Source organism: Pedobacter xixiisoli (genome assembly GCF_900215335.1).
Taxonomy (GTDB): Bacteria; Bacteroidota; Bacteroidia; order Sphingobacteriales; family Sphingobacteriaceae; genus Pedobacter; species Pedobacter xixiisoli.
The window spans coordinates 220,211-240,480 of the sequence record NZ_OCMT01000002.1 but is presented as its reverse complement, the minus strand read 5'-3'; the positions used below and the strand labels follow the sequence as shown (position 1 = coordinate 240,480).

The 20,270-nt window shown below is 35.3% G+C and carries 17 protein-coding genes; 11 read left to right on the top strand and 6 right to left on the bottom strand.

Annotated elements, in window-relative coordinates:
- Positions 1-12: 12 nt before the first annotated feature.
- From CRO54_RS07165 to CRO54_RS07145, 5 genes are all read left to right on the top strand, one after another.
- Complete coding sequence (locus CRO54_RS07165) at positions 13-3,129, top strand: ligand-binding sensor domain-containing protein (RefSeq protein ID WP_097130405.1); 3,117 nt, start codon at positions 13-15, stop codon at positions 3,127-3,129.
- A 175-nt stretch (positions 3,130-3,304) separates the two neighbouring features.
- Positions 3,305-3,976 carry a ribulose-phosphate 3-epimerase gene (rpe, locus tag CRO54_RS07160; protein ID WP_097130402.1) on the top strand — a complete coding sequence of 224 codons (672 nt, stop codon included), beginning with the start codon at positions 3,305-3,307 and terminating at the stop codon, positions 3,974-3,976.
- Positions 3,977-3,981: 5 nt separating this feature from the next.
- Positions 3,982-6,420, top strand: coding sequence for a TonB-dependent receptor (locus CRO54_RS07155; protein WP_097130399.1), 2,439 nt, complete (start codon positions 3,982-3,984; stop codon positions 6,418-6,420).
- 151 nt (positions 6,421-6,571) lie between these two features.
- A complete protein-coding gene (gene serC, locus CRO54_RS07150; RefSeq protein ID WP_097130397.1) occupies positions 6,572-7,639 on the top strand; it encodes a 3-phosphoserine/phosphohydroxythreonine transaminase in 1,068 nt (355 codons plus the stop codon).
- Between the two features lie 3 nt (positions 7,640-7,642).
- Positions 7,643-8,593 carry a D-2-hydroxyacid dehydrogenase gene (locus CRO54_RS07145; protein WP_097130394.1) on the top strand — a complete coding sequence of 317 codons (951 nt, stop codon included), beginning with the start codon at positions 7,643-7,645 and terminating at the stop codon, positions 8,591-8,593.
- A 126-nt stretch (positions 8,594-8,719) separates the two neighbouring features.
- Here CRO54_RS07145 and CRO54_RS21175 read toward each other — a convergent pair whose 3' ends face one another.
- The 3 genes from CRO54_RS21175 to CRO54_RS07135 form a co-directional block, all read right to left on the bottom strand.
- Positions 8,720-8,866, bottom strand: coding sequence for a hypothetical protein (locus tag CRO54_RS21175; RefSeq protein ID WP_171047857.1), 147 nt, complete (start codon positions 8,864-8,866; stop codon positions 8,720-8,722).
- Position 8,867: 1 nt separating this feature from the next.
- Entirely contained in the window at positions 8,868-9,413 is a 546-nt protein-coding gene (locus CRO54_RS07140) for a hypothetical protein (RefSeq protein ID WP_097130391.1), read from the bottom strand.
- 131 nt (positions 9,414-9,544) lie between these two features.
- Positions 9,545-10,324 carry an SAM hydrolase/SAM-dependent halogenase family protein gene (locus CRO54_RS07135; RefSeq protein WP_097130388.1) on the bottom strand — a complete coding sequence of 260 codons (780 nt, stop codon included), beginning with the start codon at positions 10,322-10,324 and terminating at the stop codon, positions 9,545-9,547.
- A 104-nt stretch (positions 10,325-10,428) separates the two neighbouring features.
- Here CRO54_RS07135 and CRO54_RS07130 point away from each other — a divergent pair, with 104 nt between their 5' ends.
- The 5 genes from CRO54_RS07130 (at position 10,429) to CRO54_RS07105 (ending at position 14,556) form a co-directional block, all read left to right on the top strand.
- The gene (locus CRO54_RS07130; protein WP_097130386.1) at positions 10,429-11,391 is read left to right on the top strand and encodes a PhoH family protein; all 963 of its coding nucleotides are present in this window, start codon (positions 10,429-10,431) and stop codon (positions 11,389-11,391) included.
- 448 nt (positions 11,392-11,839) lie between these two features.
- On the top strand, positions 11,840-12,787 hold the full coding sequence (locus tag CRO54_RS07120) for a phosphoribosylaminoimidazolesuccinocarboxamide synthase (protein WP_097130381.1): 948 nt from the start codon (positions 11,840-11,842) through the stop codon (positions 12,785-12,787).
- Between the two features lie 72 nt (positions 12,788-12,859).
- The gene (locus CRO54_RS07115; protein ID WP_097130379.1) at positions 12,860-13,246 is read left to right on the top strand and encodes an STAS domain-containing protein; all 387 of its coding nucleotides are present in this window, start codon (positions 12,860-12,862) and stop codon (positions 13,244-13,246) included.
- Between the two features lie 9 nt (positions 13,247-13,255).
- Positions 13,256-14,167 (top strand): ribonuclease Z, encoded by a 912-nt coding sequence (locus CRO54_RS07110; RefSeq protein WP_097130377.1) that lies wholly within the window; start codon positions 13,256-13,258, stop codon positions 14,165-14,167.
- A 194-nt stretch (positions 14,168-14,361) separates the two neighbouring features.
- Positions 14,362-14,556, top strand: coding sequence for a cold-shock protein (locus CRO54_RS07105; protein ID WP_097130375.1), 195 nt, complete (start codon positions 14,362-14,364; stop codon positions 14,554-14,556).
- Between the two features lie 183 nt (positions 14,557-14,739).
- Here CRO54_RS07105 and CRO54_RS07100 read toward each other — a convergent pair whose 3' ends face one another.
- The 3 genes from CRO54_RS07100 to CRO54_RS07090 form a co-directional block, all read right to left on the bottom strand.
- Positions 14,740-15,693: an MlaD family protein gene (locus CRO54_RS07100; RefSeq protein WP_097130373.1), complete on the bottom strand. Its 954-nt coding sequence runs from the start codon at positions 15,691-15,693 to the stop codon at positions 14,740-14,742.
- 84 nt (positions 15,694-15,777) lie between these two features.
- Positions 15,778-16,554: an N-acetylmuramoyl-L-alanine amidase family protein gene (locus CRO54_RS07095; protein ID WP_097130371.1), complete on the bottom strand. Its 777-nt coding sequence runs from the start codon at positions 16,552-16,554 to the stop codon at positions 15,778-15,780.
- A 31-nt stretch (positions 16,555-16,585) separates the two neighbouring features.
- Positions 16,586-17,464, bottom strand: a complete 879-nt coding sequence (locus tag CRO54_RS07090; protein ID WP_240775053.1) for an N-acetylmuramoyl-L-alanine amidase family protein — start codon at positions 17,462-17,464, stop codon at positions 16,586-16,588.
- 56 nt (positions 17,465-17,520) lie between these two features.
- Here CRO54_RS07090 and CRO54_RS07085 point away from each other — a divergent pair, with 56 nt between their 5' ends.
- Positions 17,521-20,232 carry a putative LPS assembly protein LptD gene (locus tag CRO54_RS07085; protein ID WP_097132300.1) on the top strand — a complete coding sequence of 904 codons (2,712 nt, stop codon included), beginning with the start codon at positions 17,521-17,523 and terminating at the stop codon, positions 20,230-20,232.
- The last annotated feature ends 38 nt before the right edge of the window (positions 20,233-20,270 follow it).

The window sequence follows — 20,270 nt, the reverse complement described above, 5'->3', positions numbered from 1 at the left end:
CCTTGTAGGTAGATGGGAAACAAAATCATTTATAGGTTTAAAGCGCTGTTAGCCATCTGTTTATTTTTGGTTCTTATCCCTTTTTTTACACTCGCACAGTCGTTTCCAAATTTAAAGTTTAACCAAATTACTGTAAAAGACGGTTTAAGTACCAATGCTGTAAAATGCACCTATGAAGACCGAAATGGAATTATTTGGATAGCCACAAACAAGGGATTAAATCGATATGATGGCACTGGAATCAAGGAATATAAGCATAAGTTAGGTGATAGTACTTCTATCTGTAATGATGCTATCAATACCATTGTAGCTGATCAAGAAGGGCAACTTTGGCTAGGTACTGCAAAAGGTCTTTCGCGTTTTAATCCAATAACAGGAAAAGCTGTCAGTTTTTTTAATAATCTATCGAATAAAAATAGCTTGGCATCTGATTTTAATTGTGTGCCTTTTATAGATAGCAAGGGGAATTTGTGGTTGGCTACCACGGAGGGTGTTCAAATGTTTGATTATAAAAGAAAACGTTTTACCAATTACACCACTATATTAAATGGTATAAAACAGGATGTTGCCGCTTTTCACAACATTGCAGAAGACAAGCAGCAAAGGTTGTGGGCTCTAGGTTATAATGGCTTGTACACCGTCAATCAAAAGACTAAAATAGTAAACTATTATGGCGAGCAAGACCATGTTTTAGCATTTCACCAAAGTACTGATGGAACGATTTATATTGGCGAAGCTGGCAGTGGATTGAAGTATTTCCCGCCAAATAGCCATAAAATCCATCCAATCGATATTCCTTCGTTTAAGGCTACTGGTACACGTGTAAATAGTATCATAGAATGGACTGATAACTTTAAACAGAATTGGCTATGTATTGCCGTAAATGGTGGTTTTGTTCTTAAAAATTTAAAAAATAATCAACTGAAAGAGTATGTGTCGAACGAGTTGAATCCTTCATCCTTAAGTGCTTTTCATATTTTTCATTTGGCTAAAGACCGTCAAAATAGATTGTGGCTGTCAACAGATAACGGCATCAGTATTATCGATCCTAATTATCAAAATTTCGAAAATATCCCTATATATCAGCAGGTTAAATTAAGTAATCCGAAATTGTTGGGCATACCTAATAACATGCTAGAAACAGCAGATAAATTTTATGTCACCTGTTATTATGCAAAAGGAATTTATGTATTTGATAAGAGTTGGAAGTTTTTGTCGCACATATCGCAAATACCAGAAAAAGCAAATAGCTTCTTGAGCAAGTCTATAAATAGTATTTATCAAGATGATAGAAAGAATTTTTGGTTTAGTACAGATTCTGGTTTAGTTAAAAAAACAGGTAATCGCTATCAGCTATTTTTTCCGCCGTTAGATTTAAGCCTCAAAGAAAATCTTGCAGTTTCTAAGCTTTACAAAAGAAGTGATGGTAATTTTTGGATTAGGGCAAGGCAGAATGGAATCTATGTTTTTAATCCCAAAACAGAAAAATTTGTTAAGCATTACAAATCTGATGGTAAAAATATTGACGGTTCGGTTTATTCATGTTTGATAGATAGACAGGGCGATTTTTGGATAGGTGCAACTAAAGGAATCAGCGTCTATAATTCAATAACTGATAGTTTTAAGAAAATTGTAATTAAAGATATTGATGGCAAAGAATGCGACGTAAGTTGGGTAACAGATATTGTTCAGGATAAACAGAATGTGATTTGGGCTGCCTCTGATGTAGGTTTGTTAAAGATTAATAAAGCTGATAAAATCGGATTGTTGATTGATGAAAGGATGGGCTTGCCAGAAAACTATGTGAAGCGAGTATTGATGGATACACTGGGATATTTGTGGATTCCATCGCAACAAGGCATTATTAAATACGATAGAAAAAAGCAATTTACCTATTTCAATTTCAACAACGGTCTACCTTTTCAATACGAAGGGCATGGTTTTTTTGAAACTGATAAAACCGGACATTTCCTGTTAAGTTATAGTGGATATGTGACAAGGTTTAATCCTTACTACGTAAAGTCAAATATGACTGTTCCGAAGGTAGTTTTGATGGATATCAATGCCGATGGACGGGAAAAAAGTATTGTTGTAGAAAATAAACAGAAATCAATTACGCTTGAGGCAGGTACCAAAATTGTGAATATTCACTTTGCAATTAATAGCTACACAGCGCCACAAGAAAATAGATTCTACTATAAAATAGGTCAGGACGAACAATGGCAACAGGTAAAAAATGGAGACATTGCGTTGGGTAGCATGCCTCATGGAAACTATATGCTGTACATCAAAGGTTGCAATAACGATGACGTTTTTAGTTTGGAAGAGCAACTTGCCATCACCGTTTTGCCTTATTGGTACCAAAAAAAATGGTTTGTTATACTTTGCATATTTGCAGTTGTATTGGTTGTAGCAGTATTGCTGAAAAGAAGGATAAACTTTATCCGTAACCAATTTGCTTTTCAACAAAGGCTGTCAGAAAGTGAACTGAAAGCCATCCGCTCGCAAATGAATCCACACTTTATTTTTAATGTACTTAACTCCATTGAATCTTATATTTTAGATAATGAAAAAAATGCCGCTTCTAGACTGATACAGAAATTTGCATCGTTAAGCAGGTTGATCCTTGAAAATTCTTCTAGAAGCTTAGTTACAGCAGAAAAGGAGTGGAAAGCCCTTGTTTTATATACAGAATTGGAATCGGTTAGGTACAACAACTTATTCAGTTATGAATTTTTGATAGACAATAAGTTGAATCTAAAAGAATATATGGTACCTCCGATGTTAGTGCAACCATTAATAGAAAATGCAATTTTGCATGGGCTTATTGTTTCCCGAAATCCAGATGCTCATTTACGTGTTCAAATTCAACTTCAAAATCAAAGCATTTGTATTACGGTAGAAGATAATGGGGTAGGCTTTCATCATAAAGCTAAATCAAATACAAAAATTGGAATAAAAGAAACTTCTATTGGCTTGTCTTCTATTAGAGAAAGGATTGAGATGATTAACGTGCAAAATAAGCAACCTGTAGCAAATTTTGAGATAAGTGCTGGTAAAAGTGGTTTGGGTACAGTTGCTACTATTTGTATTCCGTTAATTAGTTCTAGTACGGAGGATTCTTATTAATTGATTCTTTTAAAGTGTATAAATAGGTGCTGTTATAAAAGAATTTGTAACTTGCAGTAATTGTTTCGTCTTCGTAATTAAGTAAGCATTTTACCATTACGAGGAGGCATAACGAAGCAAAATCAGCCTATTTATAAAAGATTGCTTTGTGCCAAGCAATGACCAGCATGCTAAAATGAAACATCTAATTGCCCCATCCATATTATCGGCAGATTTTGCCAATTTACAACGTGATATAGAAATGATTAACGAGAGCCAAGCAGATTGGTTTCACGTTGATGTGATGGATGGTGTTTTTGTGCCAAATATTTCCTTTGGATTTCCAGTGATTACGGCAGCAAAAAAAAATGCTAAAAAACCTTTCGATGTACATTTGATGATTGTAGATCCCGACAGGTATATCGCTGAATTTGCAAAAGCAGGAGCAGATGTAATTACCGTTCATTACGAAGCTTGTACACATTTGCACCGTACTATCCAATTAATAAAATCGGTTGGATGTAAGGCTGGTGTTGCCTTAAACCCACATACGCCCGTTAGTTTGTTGAAAGATGTGTTGCAGGATATCGATTTAGCTTTGGTAATGTCGGTAAACCCAGGCTTCGGTGGACAACAGTTCATTCCTCAAACCTTAAATAAAATAAGCGAATTAAAACAAATGGCTTTGCAAGCCAACCCAAACTTGTACATTGAAGTTGACGGTGGGGTAGGTATTAACAATATTGGTTCGCTAATTGAAGCTGGAGCTAATGTTTTTGTAGCTGGTAATGCTGTTTTTGCTGCTCCAAGTCCAACGCAAATGATTGCCGATTTAAAGAACGTTCAGGTTAATACCCAATACATCTAAACCTAATGGCTAAAAGAACGCTTTTTTTTCTGCTTCTATTAATTTCTTCATTTTCAGTAACTGCACAACAATTGGTGGTCAAAGTTAGTGGAGTAGTTTATGATGAAAAAAATCAACCGCTACCAAAAGTAAGTGTCTCTTTGGTGGGACTGGCCGCTACGGCTGTTACCGACGAACAAGGGAAATACAGCATTCAATCTAGGTTAGCCAACTTTAGTTTAAGGTTTAAATTGGTGGGTTATAAACTAGAAACAATTAAATTTAGTGAAAGCAGAGGTGCTGAAGTTAATAGAGATGTTGTGCTAAAACCTGATGTAAAAGAACTTAAAACGGTTAAAGTAACCAGTAAGCAAACGCAACTCAATAATGCACAAAGTGTTGGTATTATAGATGTTGCGAGTTTGCCCACAGTTTCCATGAATTTTGAAGCTGTTTTAAAAACGCTCCCAGGCGTATCTACCAATAATGAATTAAGTTCTCAATACAGTGTGCGTGGTGGCAATTTTGATGAAAATCTAATCTATGTTAACGACATCGAAATTAACAGACCAATTTTAATTAGAAATGGTCAGCAGGAAGGTTTAAGTTTTATCAATCCAGATTTTGTGAGCAGTGCCCGTTTTTCTGCTGGAGGTTTTAATGCAAGATATAATGATAAGCTTTCCTCGGTTTTAGATGTGAGGTATAATAAACCAGACAGTAATGAGTATATCCTTACCGCCGGTTTAATGGGGATATCCGCTACTGCGAAAACAGCCTTTAAAAACAGTCATTTGCTGCTTGGTTTTAGGCGAAAAGATAATAGAAACATACTAGGTACGCAAGATACTAGAGGCAGCTACAGGCCAAGTTTTAATGATTTTCAGGCATTGTATCAGCATAATTTCAATGCCAAATTTAGTGTCAATACTTTATTAAATTTTAACTCGGGAAGTTTTAGATTGGTGCCAGAGAGTAGAGAAACGCAATTCGGTACCATTAATAATCCAATTCGTTTAAAAGTAGATTATGAAGGGCAGGAAATTGATGATTATTATACTTACGGTGGTGCGGTAACGGGGCTGTTTACTCCGAATAAAGATGTTTCGATCAAATGGATTAATAGCTATTTTGAAATTGTAGAGCGTGAGAAATTTGATATTGATGGGAACTACGTTTTCGAAGAAATAGATAATAACTACGGCGACGGAGGTTTTGGACCGATTAGAAAAAATAGGGGTTTAGGAAGTTATTACAGTTATGCCCGTAACAGTTTGAATTCTACCATTGCTAGCACCGAACTTAAAGTAGAGCATCGAGTAGGAAAGCATGATTTTACTTATGGTGCTAGGTTTGAGCAAGCCAAATATGTAGATGAGATGAACGAATACAACTATATCGATTCTGCTGGTTACATCTTACCAACTAACACCAACTCATTTACTTTTGAGAATGCCATTTTCTCTAACAATAAGCTAAGAATAAATTCTATTTCAGCTTATTTACAAGATAGTTATGCCATTTCTAGTCAAACAGACGTACAGTTTGGGGCACGCATCAACTATAATGATTTAAGTGGTGAGGTTTTGGTTAGCCCAAGGTTATTGATGTTGTACCGACCAGAGGAATATAAACTTTGGCGATTTACAGCAGGTATTTACCGCCAAGCACCAAATTATAGAAGTATAAGGGATTTAGATGGTTCGTTGTTCTTGAATCAAAAATCACAGCGTTCTTATAATGTTTCGGCAGGTTACGACGTAGCTTTTACAGGATTAGGTACACGATTAAAGTTTACGTCAGAAGCTTATTATAAGTATGCTGATAGGATGATTCCTTATACTATAGATAATGTTAGAGTTAAATATTTGGCTAGTGAAATAGCAAAGGGACACACGTACGGAGCTGATTTTTCTTTAGGAGGTGAGTTAGTTAAGGATTTGATGTCTTTCTTTAGAGTTTCGTTCATGAGTGCAAATCAAGATGTAATTGGAGACAGCTATGTAAAGAGAATGGCTAATGGACAAAATGAAGTTGTTTATCCTGGTTATTTAAAAAGACCAACCGACCAGAGAGTGAATTTTTCAATGTTCTTTCAAGACAGGTTATTTAAAAGTCCAACTTATAAAGTACACTTGAATTTGTTATACGGTTCTAGATTGCCGATAGGTTCTCCACAAATTGCCGCTTATACCGATGATTTCAGTATTCCGGCTTATCGAAGAGTAGATATTGGTTTTTCAAATGACTTTTTAGATGTCCAAGCGGTTAAGAAACCTCGCTTCTTGAGTAAATATTTTAGTTCAGTAGTTGCTTATGCAGAGGTCTTCAACTTGTTGAATATCAATAATACAGTATCTTATCTTTGGCTAAAAGATGTGAATAACGTTAACTACGGAATCCCGAATTATTTGACTGGCAGACAGCTAAATTTCAAGATGATTTTCAAATTGAAAAGCAGTTAATTAAAGTTAATTTCCTATAACTTTCGGTTAATATAGTAGCGCTGTATTTTTTGTTTTTCTTAAATGTTTGTCATGTTAGTTATTTAGTTGGTAAAAAAGCTGAATAATTAATGTCAAAGTGTTAATTTTACACCAATCAAAAACAATAAAAATGAGACATAATTTTGGAGCAGGTCCATGTATTTTACCGCAAGAAGTTTTTAAGCAAGCTTCTGCTGCAGTACTAGATTTTAAAGACGGATTATCAATTTTAGAAATCTCCCATCGCTCACCTGAATTTGATGGTGTAGTAGAGGAAACTGTAAAGTTGGTAAAAGAACTTTTAAATGTACCTTCCGGATATTCCGTACTATTATTACAAGGTGGGGCAAGCCTACAATTTTCTATGGTGCCACAAAATTTGTTGCCAGAAGGTGGAACCGCTGCATACTTAGATTCGGGTGTTTGGGCAAGTAAAGCCATCAAAGAAGTGAAACATTTTGGTAAAGCTCATGTGGTAGCTTCTTCAAAAGATGCCAACTATACTTTTATCCCTAAAGATTATGTAATTCCGGAAGATAGTGCTTACTTCCATTATACTTCTAACAATACCATTTACGGTACTGAGTTGTTCGAATTACCAGTAACTAAGGTGCCTGTAGTTTGCGATATGTCTTCAGACATTATGAGCCGCGAAATTGATGTAGCTAAATATGATATCATTTATGCTGGTGCGCAAAAAAATATCGGTCCTGCTGGTTTAACTTTGGTAATTATCAAAGACGAAATCTTGGGTAAAACAGGAAGGTCAATCCCTTCGATGTTAGACTATAAATCACATATCGATGGTGGTTCAATGTACAATACACCTCCAGTGTTTTCTATTTATACGGCAATGTTAAATCTAAGATGGTTGAAATCTAAAGGTGGTGTTGCTGAAATGGAGAAAGAAAACATCGCTAAAGCAAGAGCATTATATGCGGAGATTGACAGGAACCCACTTTTCAAAGGAGCTTGTGCCGTAGAAGATCGTTCTCGTATGAATGTTTGTTTTGTAATGGAAGATCCTGAGTTAGAAAAGCCTTTCGCAAAATATGCTGATGAAAATGGTTTTGAAGGCTTAAAAGGACACAGAAGTGTAGGCGGTTTTAGAGCATCAATGTATAATGCGCTACCGATTACAAGCGTACATGCGCTAATAGATTTAATGCAAAGTTTCGAAGAAAAACATAAAAAATAAGAAATGGCTAGAATACTTGCCAATGATGGCATAGATCCAATAGGAAAAAAATTATTAGAAGATGCTGGGCATACTGTTGAAACACAAACAGTACCTCAAGATCAATTGGTAGAAGCATTACAAAACTATGAAGGTTTAACAGTAAGAAGTGCTACCAAAGTTAGAAAAGAACTGATCGATGCTTGTCCTAACCTTAGTTTAATAGGTAGAGGCGGCGTTGGTATGGATAATATTGATGTTGATTATGCAAGATCTAAAGGCATTGCTGTAGTAAATACTCCTGCGGCTTCATCTTTGTCTGTTGCAGAATTAGTATTTTCTCACTTGTTTACAGGTGTACGTTTTTTACAAGATGCTAACCGTAAAATGCCTGTAGAAGGTGCTTCAAAATTCAACGATCTTAAAAAAGCTTATGCTAAAGGGGTTGAGTTAAGAGGTAAAACAATCGGTATTATTGGTTTTGGTAGAATTGGTAGAGAAACCGCCGCTGTAGCTTTAGGCTTAGGAATGAATGTATTAGCTTACGATTTGTTTCCTTTCAATGGTAATATCACTTTAAACTTGACTTTAGGTATCAAAGTAGAGATTCCAGTAACTACAGTTTCTTTAGAAGAAGTAATTGCAAACAGTGATTTTATCTCTTTACATACGCCATTTGCTGATAAACCTATTTTAGGTGCTGCTGAGTTTGCCTCAATGAAACAAGGTGTTGGTGTTGTAAACTGTTCACGTGGTGGAACTATTGATGAGCCTGCTTTAATCGAGGCTTTAAACTCAGGTAAAGTTGCTTTCGCAGGTTTAGATGTGTTCGATAATGAGCCAACTCCCGCTGCTTCACTTTTGGCACATCCAAAAATTTCGTTAACGCCACATATTGGTGCTGCTACTAACGAAGCTCAAGAGCGTATAGGTACTGAATTAGCTGGTTTGATCATCGATCACTTTAAAAGCTAGTTTATACATATAATGAAAGAAGGCTCATTGTTATTTACAACAACGAGCCTTCTTTCATTATAAACATTAAGAAGTTAAGATTGATTAAGGCTGCTTAATGTCCCTTAATTCCTTAATGTTTAAAAATCATTTCATCGAATTTGTCAGTGCCCAATATCTAAACCCCAATACTCCTTTTTGAATTGTACTCAATTTCATAGGATCTTTTTTATACAAAGAAGGCATCACCAAGTTGTTCAATTTTACTAATGCCTTAAAAAATGCTCTTTTCATGCTACAAAACTTTTATTCCACTTTGTGGTTCCTTAGATTTAATGATTTTGTTTTTTCGGTAGATAATAAAAATGCAAACTGCTGTAGAAATAACAAACAGGGCTAATAAAAGTTGTAAGTAATCTGAGCTTTTGCCTGTTTTTTGGTTATAGCTAAGCAATTCTTCGTTTTTTACCTGTAAGTCTCTAATAGTTTTTTTATAGCTGTCTATCCTTAGCTGACTATTGTCTACATTAGATTTTACCTGCTGAAATTGAATGTCTTTATAGTCTAGCAGTACTTTCAGTTCTGTGAAAATATTATTGTCGTTAATGGCAATTTGTCTTAAAATTTCATTTGAATTTTTGATGTCTCGTTTAGTTTGGAAACCAAAAATTCCTGTTCTGGCATTTAGGCTTTCTTCATATTGACCAAATCGAGCACTTCTCTCAGCCAGCATTGCGTTAATTTTATTGCGCTGTAGCTCGTAAGCAGTGCTATCTTGAGCAAAAATATGGGTGGTGAATAAGCTTACGAAGAGTGTAAATAAAATGGCTTTTCTAATCATCTTTTTATTGTTTGATGATTGTATAGCAAAGTTTGTGCCTTTAAAGTTGCCACAGATACACAGATATAATAATTTATAAAAATAATAGAATGATTTCTGTGCTAGATAATTTGTGTATCTGTGGCTAATTTCTAAGGATGAAACTCGACCCTAACAATATCATTGAGATGCAAGCCCAATAAGCCACTTGCTTTTCCTTTGTTAATCGCTATTTCTAAATGGTTACTAATCCCAAACAGACATAGCTTTTCGCCTTCTGGAACTTCGTTATAGTGCCAACTCAATTGCGTAATGGTTTCACTTTTCCTAAAGTATAAACTGAAATCGCGGTTACGCTGAACTTTAGTGAAAAGATCTTTGGTAATATTGGTAATTACGTTGCTAAAAGTATCAATGAAAATGACACTTCCTCTAATGATATCTCGTTCTATTACAGGATGCAACAACATACGTTGTTCAATATCATCGGCATGTATGCCAATTTCTTTCAATTTGCCACCTTTAGTTAAGTGTACTGCAGCTTTTACTAAAATATCAACTAATGGAAAATGTAGAAACTTTAAGTCCTGCATAATATTCAATTCCACTAATTCATCAGGTTTGTCGTCAAAAAGAAGTGAGAAGATGCCATTGTCAGCACCTACAAAATAATGGTCTTTGTAACGCAGGGCGATATATTTGGTATTTTCATTAAAAACTGAATCTATACCAATTAGATGTACTGTGTTTTTTGGGAAATAGGTATAAGAGTTCTTTAATACAAAGGCAGCATAAGAAATATTAAATGCTGGCACTTCGTGGGTAATGTCTACAATATTAACGGTTGGGTGGATACTCAGGATACTGCCCTTTAAAGCAGCCTGATAGAAATCCTTCGAGCCCAAATCTGTCGTTAATGTTATGATCCCCATTAAATATTAAATATTTATTCTTATTCTTGTGTATAGGCAAATAGCCTACAAATATTCAAATTTAAATCGAATTACACAGGGCGTAGTACTAAAAAAACAATATTTTGAACGAAATAAAACTAATTATAGAGACTAGCGACCAAATTCAATTTTGGGGCGCTAACAACGAGCACTACGAGCAGATCAAAGCCGCTTTCCCAAAGCTTAAAATTGTAGCAAGAGGTAATGAGGTTAAGGCTTTAGGAGACGAAGCTGAGTTGAAAAACTTTGAGAATAAAATTAATGCATTGTTGGCTCATTTAGAGCAATTTAGGACATTGGGTAATAACGATGTTGATGCTATCTTAGGTGCAAAAAAGTCAACCGAACCAACTCCAGAAGCGACAGCAGCTGCACCAGTAGGTAGCGGCGAAGTTATCGTTTATGGAAATCATGGTTTGATGATTAAAGCCCGTACAGCTAACCAACGCAAAATGGTAGACAGCATCAATAAGAACGATGTGCTTTTTGCAATTGGTCCAGCAGGTACTGGAAAAACGTATACGGCAGTAGCATTGGCGGTTAGGGCTTTAAAGAATAAAGAAATCAAACGCATTATTTTAACTCGTCCAGCGGTAGAAGCAGGAGAGAGCTTAGGTTTCTTGCCGGGTGATTTAAAAGAAAAGGTAGATCCTTATTTACGTCCATTGTATGATGCATTGGAAGATATGATACCTGCAGAAAAGTTAAAGCTTTACCTAGAAAATAGAACCATTGAAGTTGCTCCACTGGCATTTATGCGTGGCCGTACCTTAGATAACTGTTTTGTGATTTTAGACGAAGCACAAAATTCAACAGATTTACAGTTAAAGATGTTTTTAACTCGTATGGGTCCAACAGCTAAATTTATTGTCACCGGTGATGTAACTCAAATCGACTTGCCTAAAAAAGCACAGTCTGGTTTGCATAACGCACTTCGTATCTTAGGCGATATCAAGGGCATAGATATTATTTATCTAACTGGAGAAGACGTGGTACGACATAAATTAGTGAAAGCAATCTTAAAAGCTTACGGGGATATTCAGTAATGAAGAGTATTGGCCTCAATAATAATTTGATATTCTCAATTGAACCTTTGGTTAATAGCGTTAGATTAATAGTTTCAGAGGTTGATCATGAAATCGCTTGCAGGAAAGAGACTATTAAAAATTTGAATAGCTTTCTTGAGGGCGATAACGAGAACATTTTTAAAGGCAGGCTTCAGCTTTCTAAATTAGATCAAGATATAGAGATCATTATAAATAAAATTCCAATAGGAAAAATACCATTGTATAGTTTTAGCAAATTGTTAAATGAGGCTTAGTTCTTTTGAATGGTTATGCAAATAATTATAAAATATTAATACGAAAGTCCGAAGATTGCATTTTAAAATTCGGGCTTTTGTTTTTCAGTATCCAATTTCTGAAAACAGTTTTGGGAAATGCGAAGGCCTCTCATATCTCAATACTCATATCTTTTTATTATTTTTATACCCTCATGAAAGCAGTAAAAGAAACCCAATTTACTTTTCCAAAACAAAGTAGTTTTTATAAAGGCAAAGTACGCGATGTATATACTATTGATAACCAACTAATGGCAATGGTAGTAACCGATAGAATTTCAGCATTTGACGTTGTTTTGCCAGAAGCAATTCCTTTTAAAGGGCAGGTGTTAAACCAAATTGCAGCAAAGTTTTTATCGGCAACAAAAGATATTGTACCTAATTGGGTATTGGCTACGCCAGATGAAATGGTCACTATTGGTCGTATTTGCGAGCCCTTCAAAGTAGAAATGGTCATTAGAGGATATTTAGCTGGTCATGCAGCCCGCGAATATGCTTTAGGCAAGCGCCAAGTTTGTGGGGTTGCTTTGCCAGAGGGATTAAAGGAAAATGATAAACTACCTCAGCCTATCATTACACCAACTACTAAAGCTGCTGTAGGACATGATGAAGACATTTCTAGAGAAGATATTTTAGCGAAAGGTATTGTATCCCTAGCTGATTATGAAAAATTAGAAGCTTATACGCGTGCTTTGTATCAAAGAGGTGTTGAAATGGCTGCAGAACGTGGTTTGATTTTAGTAGATACGAAATATGAGTTCGGTAAAGTAGGTGATGATATTTATCTAATTGACGAAATCCATACGCCAGATTCGTCACGCTATTTTTATGCAGAAGGTTATGCGGATAGGCAGGCTGCCGATGAGCCTCAAAAACAGCTTTCAAAAGAGTTTGTGCGTAAGTGGTTAATTGAGAATGGTTTCCAAGGTAAAGATGGTCAAGTGGTACCAACAATGACCGAAGAAATTGTGGAATCCATTTCGGATAGGTATATTGAACTTTATGAGCAGATCACTGGAGAGCAATTTGTGAAAAATCCTTCAGAAAATATTTTGAATAGGATAGAAGAAAACACGAAAACTGCTGTTGAGAAATTGATTTAATAGTGATAAGTATTACATTATAAGTTTTAGGTACTAGTCAACCAAAAAACTAACAACCAAAAAACAATAAATATGAAATTTAGTGTAGATAAGCACGAGAAATATGTAGTGTTGAAGTTAGAAGAGCCGAAATTCACTAATGATAACACTCCGGCTTTAAAATCAGAATTTGTGCTGTTGAATACAGAAGGATATCGTAATATCGTATTAGATCTTTCTGCAGTTAAAGAATGCAACGATGCGCAAGACTTAAGTTCTTTATTGGCTGGCGATAGACTTTGTAAAGCGGCTGATGGTATTTTCATAGTTTGTTGCGTTAACAAAAGCATTGCACAAATTATCCAAATGTCAAACCTTCATCAATCTGTTACGTTTGTTAATAAACTAGACGAAGCGACAGATTTGATTTTTATGGAAGAAATTGAAAAAGAACTTCGTGGGGGAGTAGACAAAGGGTAATATTATTAAATGAAATTTGAAGTCACGATATTAGGTAGCGCTTCAGCTACACCAGTTTATAACAGAAATCCAACGGCGCAACTACTCAACTGTAATGAGCGCCAATATTTAATTGATTGTGGCGAAGGTACACAGCAACAATTAATCAAATTCGGTTTCAAGGCTTCAAAAATAGATTACATATTCATCAGCCATTTACATGGCGACCATTTTTTTGGTTTGGTAGGTTTGCTTTCTAGTTTGCACTTGAACGGACGTACCAAACCATTACATCTTTTTGCGCCGCCAGCACTTAAAGAAATCATAGAGTTACAGTTTTTACATTCGGATACTCGTTTACGTTACGAGATTGATTTTTATCCTATTGATGCGACTAAGCCCGAGGTAATTTTCAAGAATAATGATGTTACTGTAGAAACTATTATCTTAAACCATCGCATTCCTTGTACTGGCTTTAAATTTACTGAGAAGAAACGTTTAAGAAAGCTGGTCATTGAGAAATTAGAAGAAGATGCTGTGCCGGTAGAATATTATCCAATGCTTAAGCGTAGCGTTGATGTTGATTTGCCAGATGGTAGAAGTATCAAGTATCTAGATTATACTACCGATTCCGCCACTCCAAAGGTTTATTGCTACTGTTCGGATACGATGTATGATGAACGTTATTTTTCGCAGATAGGAGGAGCAGATACGTTATATCACGAAGCTACTTTTTTGCATGAAATGTTAGACAGGGCAAACGAAACCCATCATACCACCGCAAAACAGGCAGCAGAAATTGCAACGAAAGTAAAAGCAAAGAAATTGCTAATTGGGCATTTTTCTTCCAGATACAAAACATTGGAAGCCTTACTTGAAGAAGCTAAGGACGGATTTGATGCTACAGAGTTAGCTACAGAAGGTAAAACTTTTGAAATTTAATTGCTGTTTTTAAATTTTACTTAACCTTCATTTAGTTGCTCCTTTTATGATTAAAGCTTAATTCATAGCTTTTTAAGCTGTTCATTTTTAGGTGATGATTTTATCTTTCTATAGTATAAATTTATTTATATTTTAAAATAAGCTGATTTTCAATAAATTGTGTTTATATTTGTGCTTTATTAAAATAAATTATAATGCAACAAGGAACAGTAAAATTTTTCAATGAGACAAAAGGATTTGGCTTCATTACTCCATCAAATGGCGATGCCGAAATTTTTGTACATATATCAGGTTTAGTTGATGAAATTCGTGAGAATGATTCAGTTAGCTATGACGTAGAACAAGGTAAAAAAGGCTTAAACGCAGTTAATGTTAAGGTAGGTCAATAAGATATTTCCTTCTTTTAATTTTGAGAGCATCCACCTAAACGGTGGATGTTTTTTTTTGCCTTTACAACTAACGAGTATTATGATTTATACTTGAAGTTTATTTCTTCTACCTATTGAATAAATGCAATGACACAAAAAAAGCGAAGTGAAAACTTCGCTTTTTTATCTATAAGTTTTATTTAACTATTTATCTTTTTTATTGCCACCACCAAAAACAGAGAAGTGTACATAACGCTTAGGGTTTGCCTTTAAATCTATCATCAAGGCATCTAGATTTTTAGAAGCACTGTTTAGGTTGTCGTACATCTGTCTGTCATTTAGTAAGGCACCTAAAGTTCCTTTACCATTTTTAACATCACTAAGCATACCCTGTAAATCGGCCATTGCTTTATTTGCATTATCAACCGTTTGTTGGAAATTTACAGCAGCAATTTTATCAGTTACCGTATTAAGGTTGTTCATTACGGCATCAATTTTAGCACCGTTATTTTTAAAGTTAGCGGTAATCGCTTCTACATTTGATAGGATAGAAGATAGTTTAGAGCTCTCAGAACCAACTAGAGCATCAACTTTCTTAGAAGTAGACTCTAACGAGCTTAGTGTTCCTGCAATGCTAGTAAAACTACGATCTATGTTCTTTTGTAGATTAGGATTTAAAATGGTGTTTACACTAGAAAGCACTGAATCCATTTTTGCTATAATCATCTCTGCTTTCTTTTGTACAGGTTGAAAAGTTTCCATCAAACCTTTTTCTACGTTGGTTTGTAAGAAGTCTCCATCTTCAGCAAAATTTTTATCGTTACCTAAAGTTAGGATAATTGCCTTGCTACCTAATAAATCTGTACCTTCTAAACGAGCAATCGTATTTTTAGGAATTTCATATTTACCATTTATTTTCAAAGTAGCCTTAATGGTAGCATCTGGCTGAAGCTCTAAAGCAGCAACCCTGCCTATCTGGTATCCGTTAATCAAAATGGGCTTAGAAACAGCTAAACCGTCTACGTGAGTATATTTTGCGTATAAGATAGTTTCGTTAGTGAAAATACTGTTTCCCTTTAAGAAATTGTATCCGATAATGAGCAGGGCAATGGCAACTGCGGCTAGTACACCTACTTTTGTTTCGTTTTTAATTTTCATCTATGTTGTAGAGATTTTTTAAATGGTAATGAAAGGTTAAGACGTATCTAAACATCCTAGTATTTCATGTAGTTTGGTTTATGTTTAATTTTCTACTTCCTTTTTATATTGTTTTATTGCATTCACAATTGCAGTTACTATTTCTTCTTGCCCTTCTTCAGAGTTAATGTACTTTTCTTCTTCTTTATTAGAAATAAAACCTATCTCGGTAAGAATAGAAGGCATGGCTGCACGTTGTAATATCAGTAATCCTTGCTCTTTAACACCTCTATTAACTCTTTTGTTTACCTCAGTATAATTTTTTTGGATATAACTAGCCAAAGCTAAGCTTTTTGAGCGGTAAAGAGATTTGTAAAGTGATAATAAAATAGCCTCTTCTGGATCTGTTGGGTCGTAAGAACTCTGCTTTTTATAGTTCTTATCTTTTATGATTTCCTCGTTTTCTTTTAAACCAGCATCCATTTCGTTGATACGTCTGTAAGCACCAACAAATGTTTCGGTTCCCCTTACATGGCTATTTCCAGCAGGCATAGAGTTACAGTGAATCGAAATAAATAAATCTGCTTTTGCATCATTAGCAATCTCTGCTCTACGGTACCAATCTACATCCACATCGGTTCTACGAGTCTGTATAATTTTAATAGCCGGCAACTCATCCTGTAGTTTTGTGCCTAACTTTAATGCAACTTTAAGTGCCACATCCTTTTCCCAAGAAATAGCTCCTCTAGCGCCTGGTTTTACGCCACCGTGGCCAGCATCAATTACTATGGTCTTAATTTTATAACCTTGCGCATTAGCATTAAAAAAAGAGAGTATCGTAATTAGAAAAGTAAGGAATAAAAAAGAGTTTCTTAATCGCATTTATGTGTGTTTTCGGCAAAAATACAAAATATTAAATTTCTATACTTAATTTATATGCTTGAATAGCTTTTAGTAAGCAATTCGCTATCTCGGTATTGCCCGATTCTGAGTTCATATAGTCTTCTTCAGTAGAATTAGAGATGAAACCTATTTCGGTAAGTACCGCCGGCATGCCCGCTCTAGCTAATACGGCTAAGCTTTTTTCTTGTACGCCACGGTTTACCCTGCCAACACCTACATATTGGTCTTGTATTAACTTGGCAAATTTTAAGCTTTGTGTTCTAAAAGTATTTTTCATTAAAGAAAGGATAATCGCACTTTCAGGGTCGGTATTATCAAAACCTTCATAGTTTTCCTTGTAGTTCTCTTCTAAAAACATTGATGCATTTTCCCTTTTGATAGCATCATCCTGTTCGTCTAACCTGCCAGTACCAGATACGAATGTTTCTGTACCTCTGGTTGAAGTACTTTTGGTGCGCCTAGTTTTATAAATAGGGATTTTTTTACCTTTCTTGTTTCGTGTATAGCCGCTAATGTAACGTTGAGTATACACAGGCATATCGTTACAGTGTATCGAAATAAACAAATCGGCTTTTACTTGATTGGCCAATCCAATTCTTTCATAAAGAGGAATGAAAACATCTTCAGTACGTGTATAAACCACCTTTACATCTTTCATGTTTTCCTCAATGAGCTTGCCTAGGCGCAGGGCTGTTTTCAATGCTACGTCTTTTTCTGTGGAGTAATCACCTCTCGTCATCCCATCTTTACCTCCGTGTCCAGCATCAAGCACAATTGTTTTTATTTTGTATTGTTGTGCAACTGCTTGATTTTCAGATATAAAAATGCAGATTAGAGAAATTAATATCATCAATATTTGTTTTGCTCTAGTCAATGGTATATTTTTCATTAATTTTGAACGTTTTGTGGTAAACATTATTGCAAAATAAACATTCACACACAAATTTGAAACTTTTACAGACACTCATTTTTTCAGCCGTTTTTGTGTTGTTGGCCTTATCGGCTGATAATAAAGTTTTTGCATCTAAAACCGCCAATTTTTTTCAAACGCTACCTCAGCAGTCTGATACCCTTAAAAGAGACACTACTAAAAAAGTAATGAAGAGGAGTGGTCTGGATTCTAAGTTGGAATACTATGCAAAAGATTCGGTAACCTTAGATCGCAAGAACGAAATCCAGTACCTGTATGGTGGGGCTCGAGTAAAATATCAAGGATTAGAATTGGATGCAGAATATATCAGATTCGATGCTAAAAATAAAGTAATTTTTGCTAGCGGAGTAAAAGACGATAAAGGTAAGTATTATGGCAGACCTATTTTTAAGACCGAAGGACAGGGTTCGTCAATGGCGGATTCATTAAACTATAATACCGAGACAGGTAAAGGTATTGTTAGTGGAGTTTTTACTGAACAAGAAGGAGGCTTCTTTTCGGGAGGAAGAACCAAAATGCAGCCTGATAATGAATTTCACGTTCATGGCACCACTTATAGTACCTGTAATTTACCGCATCCGCATTTTGGAATACAAATTACCAAGGGTATTGCAACGGAAAATCACATTATTGCAGGACCTGTCTTTATGAAATTTGAGGATATTCCAATGCCCATTGGTTTACCTTTTCTGTTCTTTCCAAAGCCTAACAAAAGGGCTTCTGGCGTTATTTTACCAACACCAGGAGAAGATGCTACAAGAGGATTTTCTTTACTAGGTGGTGGTTATTATTTAGCTTTTAATGATTACCTTGATGCTCGATTTACTTCAAATATTTTTACAAATGGGTCCTATGATTTAAATCTGGTATCTAATTATACTAAGCGTTATAGATATAATGGCAATTTAAGTTTGGCTTACTCTAGTAGCCGAAATGGCTTGGAGGGTACCCCAGAATATGAACCACTAAAAAACTTTAATATTACTTGGTCGCATAGTCAAGGAGCTAATGCCAAACCAGGTACTACTTTTAGTGCTTCGGTTAATGCGGGTACAAGTAGTTACTTTAGGGAAACTAATGCTTATGGTACCTATGATCCAACTCAGGCATTACGAAATACCATGAGCTCAAGTATTTCTTATGGAAAAGTGTTTGGTGACGGGTTGTTCAATTTTACTTCAGCCCTAACGCATTCACAAGAAACACAAAATAAGAGTATTAATTTAACGCTGCCAGATGTTACTTTAAACATGTCAACCATAAGTCCTTTCGATTCTAAAAAACGTGTAGGTGAAGCTAAATGGTATCAGAAATTAACGGTTGGTTACAGTATGAGTGCTAGAAATACGGTAAGTACTACAGAAGATGTGTTGTTCTCAAAAAGCGGTTTGAACAGTTTTACCAATTTTGTAGATCATAATGTTCCAATTACGCTCCCTTTTACCTTATTAAAGTATTTAAATTTTTCAACCAATTTAACTTATAACGAAAAATGGGATTTCAAAACCATTAGAAATAGATACATTAGAACCTCAACTGGTAATGGTTACGAGGTCCGTGCGGATACGGTGAATGGCTTTAAGCGTGGAGGACAGTATAACATGGGCGGTAGTCTGTCTACTAAAATCTATGGTATCAAACAGTTTAAAGGAAATGGTAGTATTAGAGCAATGCGCCATGTAATCACACCTAGTATAGGATTTAGCTACCGACCTGATTTCTCTAAAGAAAGTTATGGTTACTTTTTGCCAGCACAATATTATACCGATGATCTTAGGCCAGGTATGAGCGTGCCTACCGGTGAATATGTAAAAGATCAATATGGTAATCAGTTATTGTATTCTGTATTTATGAACGGAGGCCCATCGGCGGGTAGGAGTGGTAGCATAAATTTCTCTATGGACAATAACGTAGAACTAAAAGTTAGAGATCGTAAAGATACTACCGGTACTGGCGAGAGAAAATTGGCTATTTTACAAGGTTTAACTTTTAATACTGGCTATGATTTCTATAGGCAGAATCAAAAATTATCTCCTATTAGTTTTAGTGGTCGCTCGCAATTTACCGAAAAGCTTGGGATAAATTTTAACGGACAATTTAGCCCATATTCGGTAGGTCAAGTGCCGTTTACTAGCGGTACAGGCGCAGATCAGGTGACTACTTATTCCTATCAAATATTAGATAGATACATTTGGAAGGATGGAAAATTACCTAGGTTAACCAGCTTCGGTTTCTCTTTCGATTATAGTTTAAATCCAGAGGCTTTTAAAAAGCGTAACGAAAATATAGATGAGATAAATAGGCAAACGCCTACGGCCAATAGGACACAAGAACAAATAGATCAATTAAATGCAATCAGTAGAGATCCTAATGCATTTGTGGATTTTAATATTCCTTGGAATTTTTCTTTTAATTATAGATTTGATTACAATAATACTTTGGGGCGGCCTGAAACTAGATCGGTTACCAATACATTAAATTTTAGCGGCGATTTTAACCTTACCCCAAAGTGGAAGATTCAATATACTTCTGGTTACGATTTTAAAGCGAAAAATCTTTCTGTTACTAGATTTTCAATTTATAGAGATTTACATTGCTGGGATTTAAGTGCTAGCTGGGTTCCATTTGGACAGGGCCAAAGCTATTCTATTGATATCAGGGTAAAGGCATCGGTGTTGCAAGATTTGAAACTCAGCAAGCGTAAAGGATATTACACAAGATATTAAAGGTTTAAAGTTCGAAGCTTGATGATTATATTCAATCA

Coding starts and splice junctions, on each gene's coding strand:
- CRO54_RS07115 (WP_097130379.1), top strand. CDS start 12,860: ATGAAATTTAGTGTAGATAAGCACGAGAAATATGTAGTGTTGAAGTTA.
- CRO54_RS21175 (WP_171047857.1), bottom strand. CDS start 8,866: ATGAAAAGAGCATTTTTTAAGGCATTAGTAAAATTGAACAACTTGGTG.
- serC (WP_097130397.1), top strand. CDS start 6,572: ATGAGACATAATTTTGGAGCAGGTCCATGTATTTTACCGCAAGAAGTT.
- CRO54_RS07090 (WP_240775053.1), bottom strand. CDS start 17,464: ATGAAAAATATACCATTGACTAGAGCAAAACAAATATTGATGATATTA.
- rpe (WP_097130402.1), top strand. CDS start 3,305: ATGAAACATCTAATTGCCCCATCCATATTATCGGCAGATTTTGCCAAT.
- CRO54_RS07110 (WP_097130377.1), top strand. CDS start 13,256: ATGAAATTTGAAGTCACGATATTAGGTAGCGCTTCAGCTACACCAGTT.
- CRO54_RS07140 (WP_097130391.1), bottom strand. CDS start 9,413: ATGATTAGAAAAGCCATTTTATTTACACTCTTCGTAAGCTTATTCACC.
- CRO54_RS07135 (WP_097130388.1), bottom strand. CDS start 10,324: ATGGGGATCATAACATTAACGACAGATTTGGGCTCGAAGGATTTCTAT.
- CRO54_RS07105 (WP_097130375.1), top strand. CDS start 14,362: ATGCAACAAGGAACAGTAAAATTTTTCAATGAGACAAAAGGATTTGGC.
- CRO54_RS07095 (WP_097130371.1), bottom strand. CDS start 16,554: ATGCGATTAAGAAACTCTTTTTTATTCCTTACTTTTCTAATTACGATA.
- CRO54_RS07100 (WP_097130373.1), bottom strand. CDS start 15,693: ATGAAAATTAAAAACGAAACAAAAGTAGGTGTACTAGCCGCAGTTGCC.
- CRO54_RS07120 (WP_097130381.1), top strand. CDS start 11,840: ATGAAAGCAGTAAAAGAAACCCAATTTACTTTTCCAAAACAAAGTAGT.
- CRO54_RS07155 (WP_097130399.1), top strand. CDS start 3,982: ATGGCTAAAAGAACGCTTTTTTTTCTGCTTCTATTAATTTCTTCATTT.
- CRO54_RS07145 (WP_097130394.1), top strand. CDS start 7,643: ATGGCTAGAATACTTGCCAATGATGGCATAGATCCAATAGGAAAAAAA.
- CRO54_RS07165 (WP_097130405.1), top strand. CDS start 13: ATGGGAAACAAAATCATTTATAGGTTTAAAGCGCTGTTAGCCATCTGT.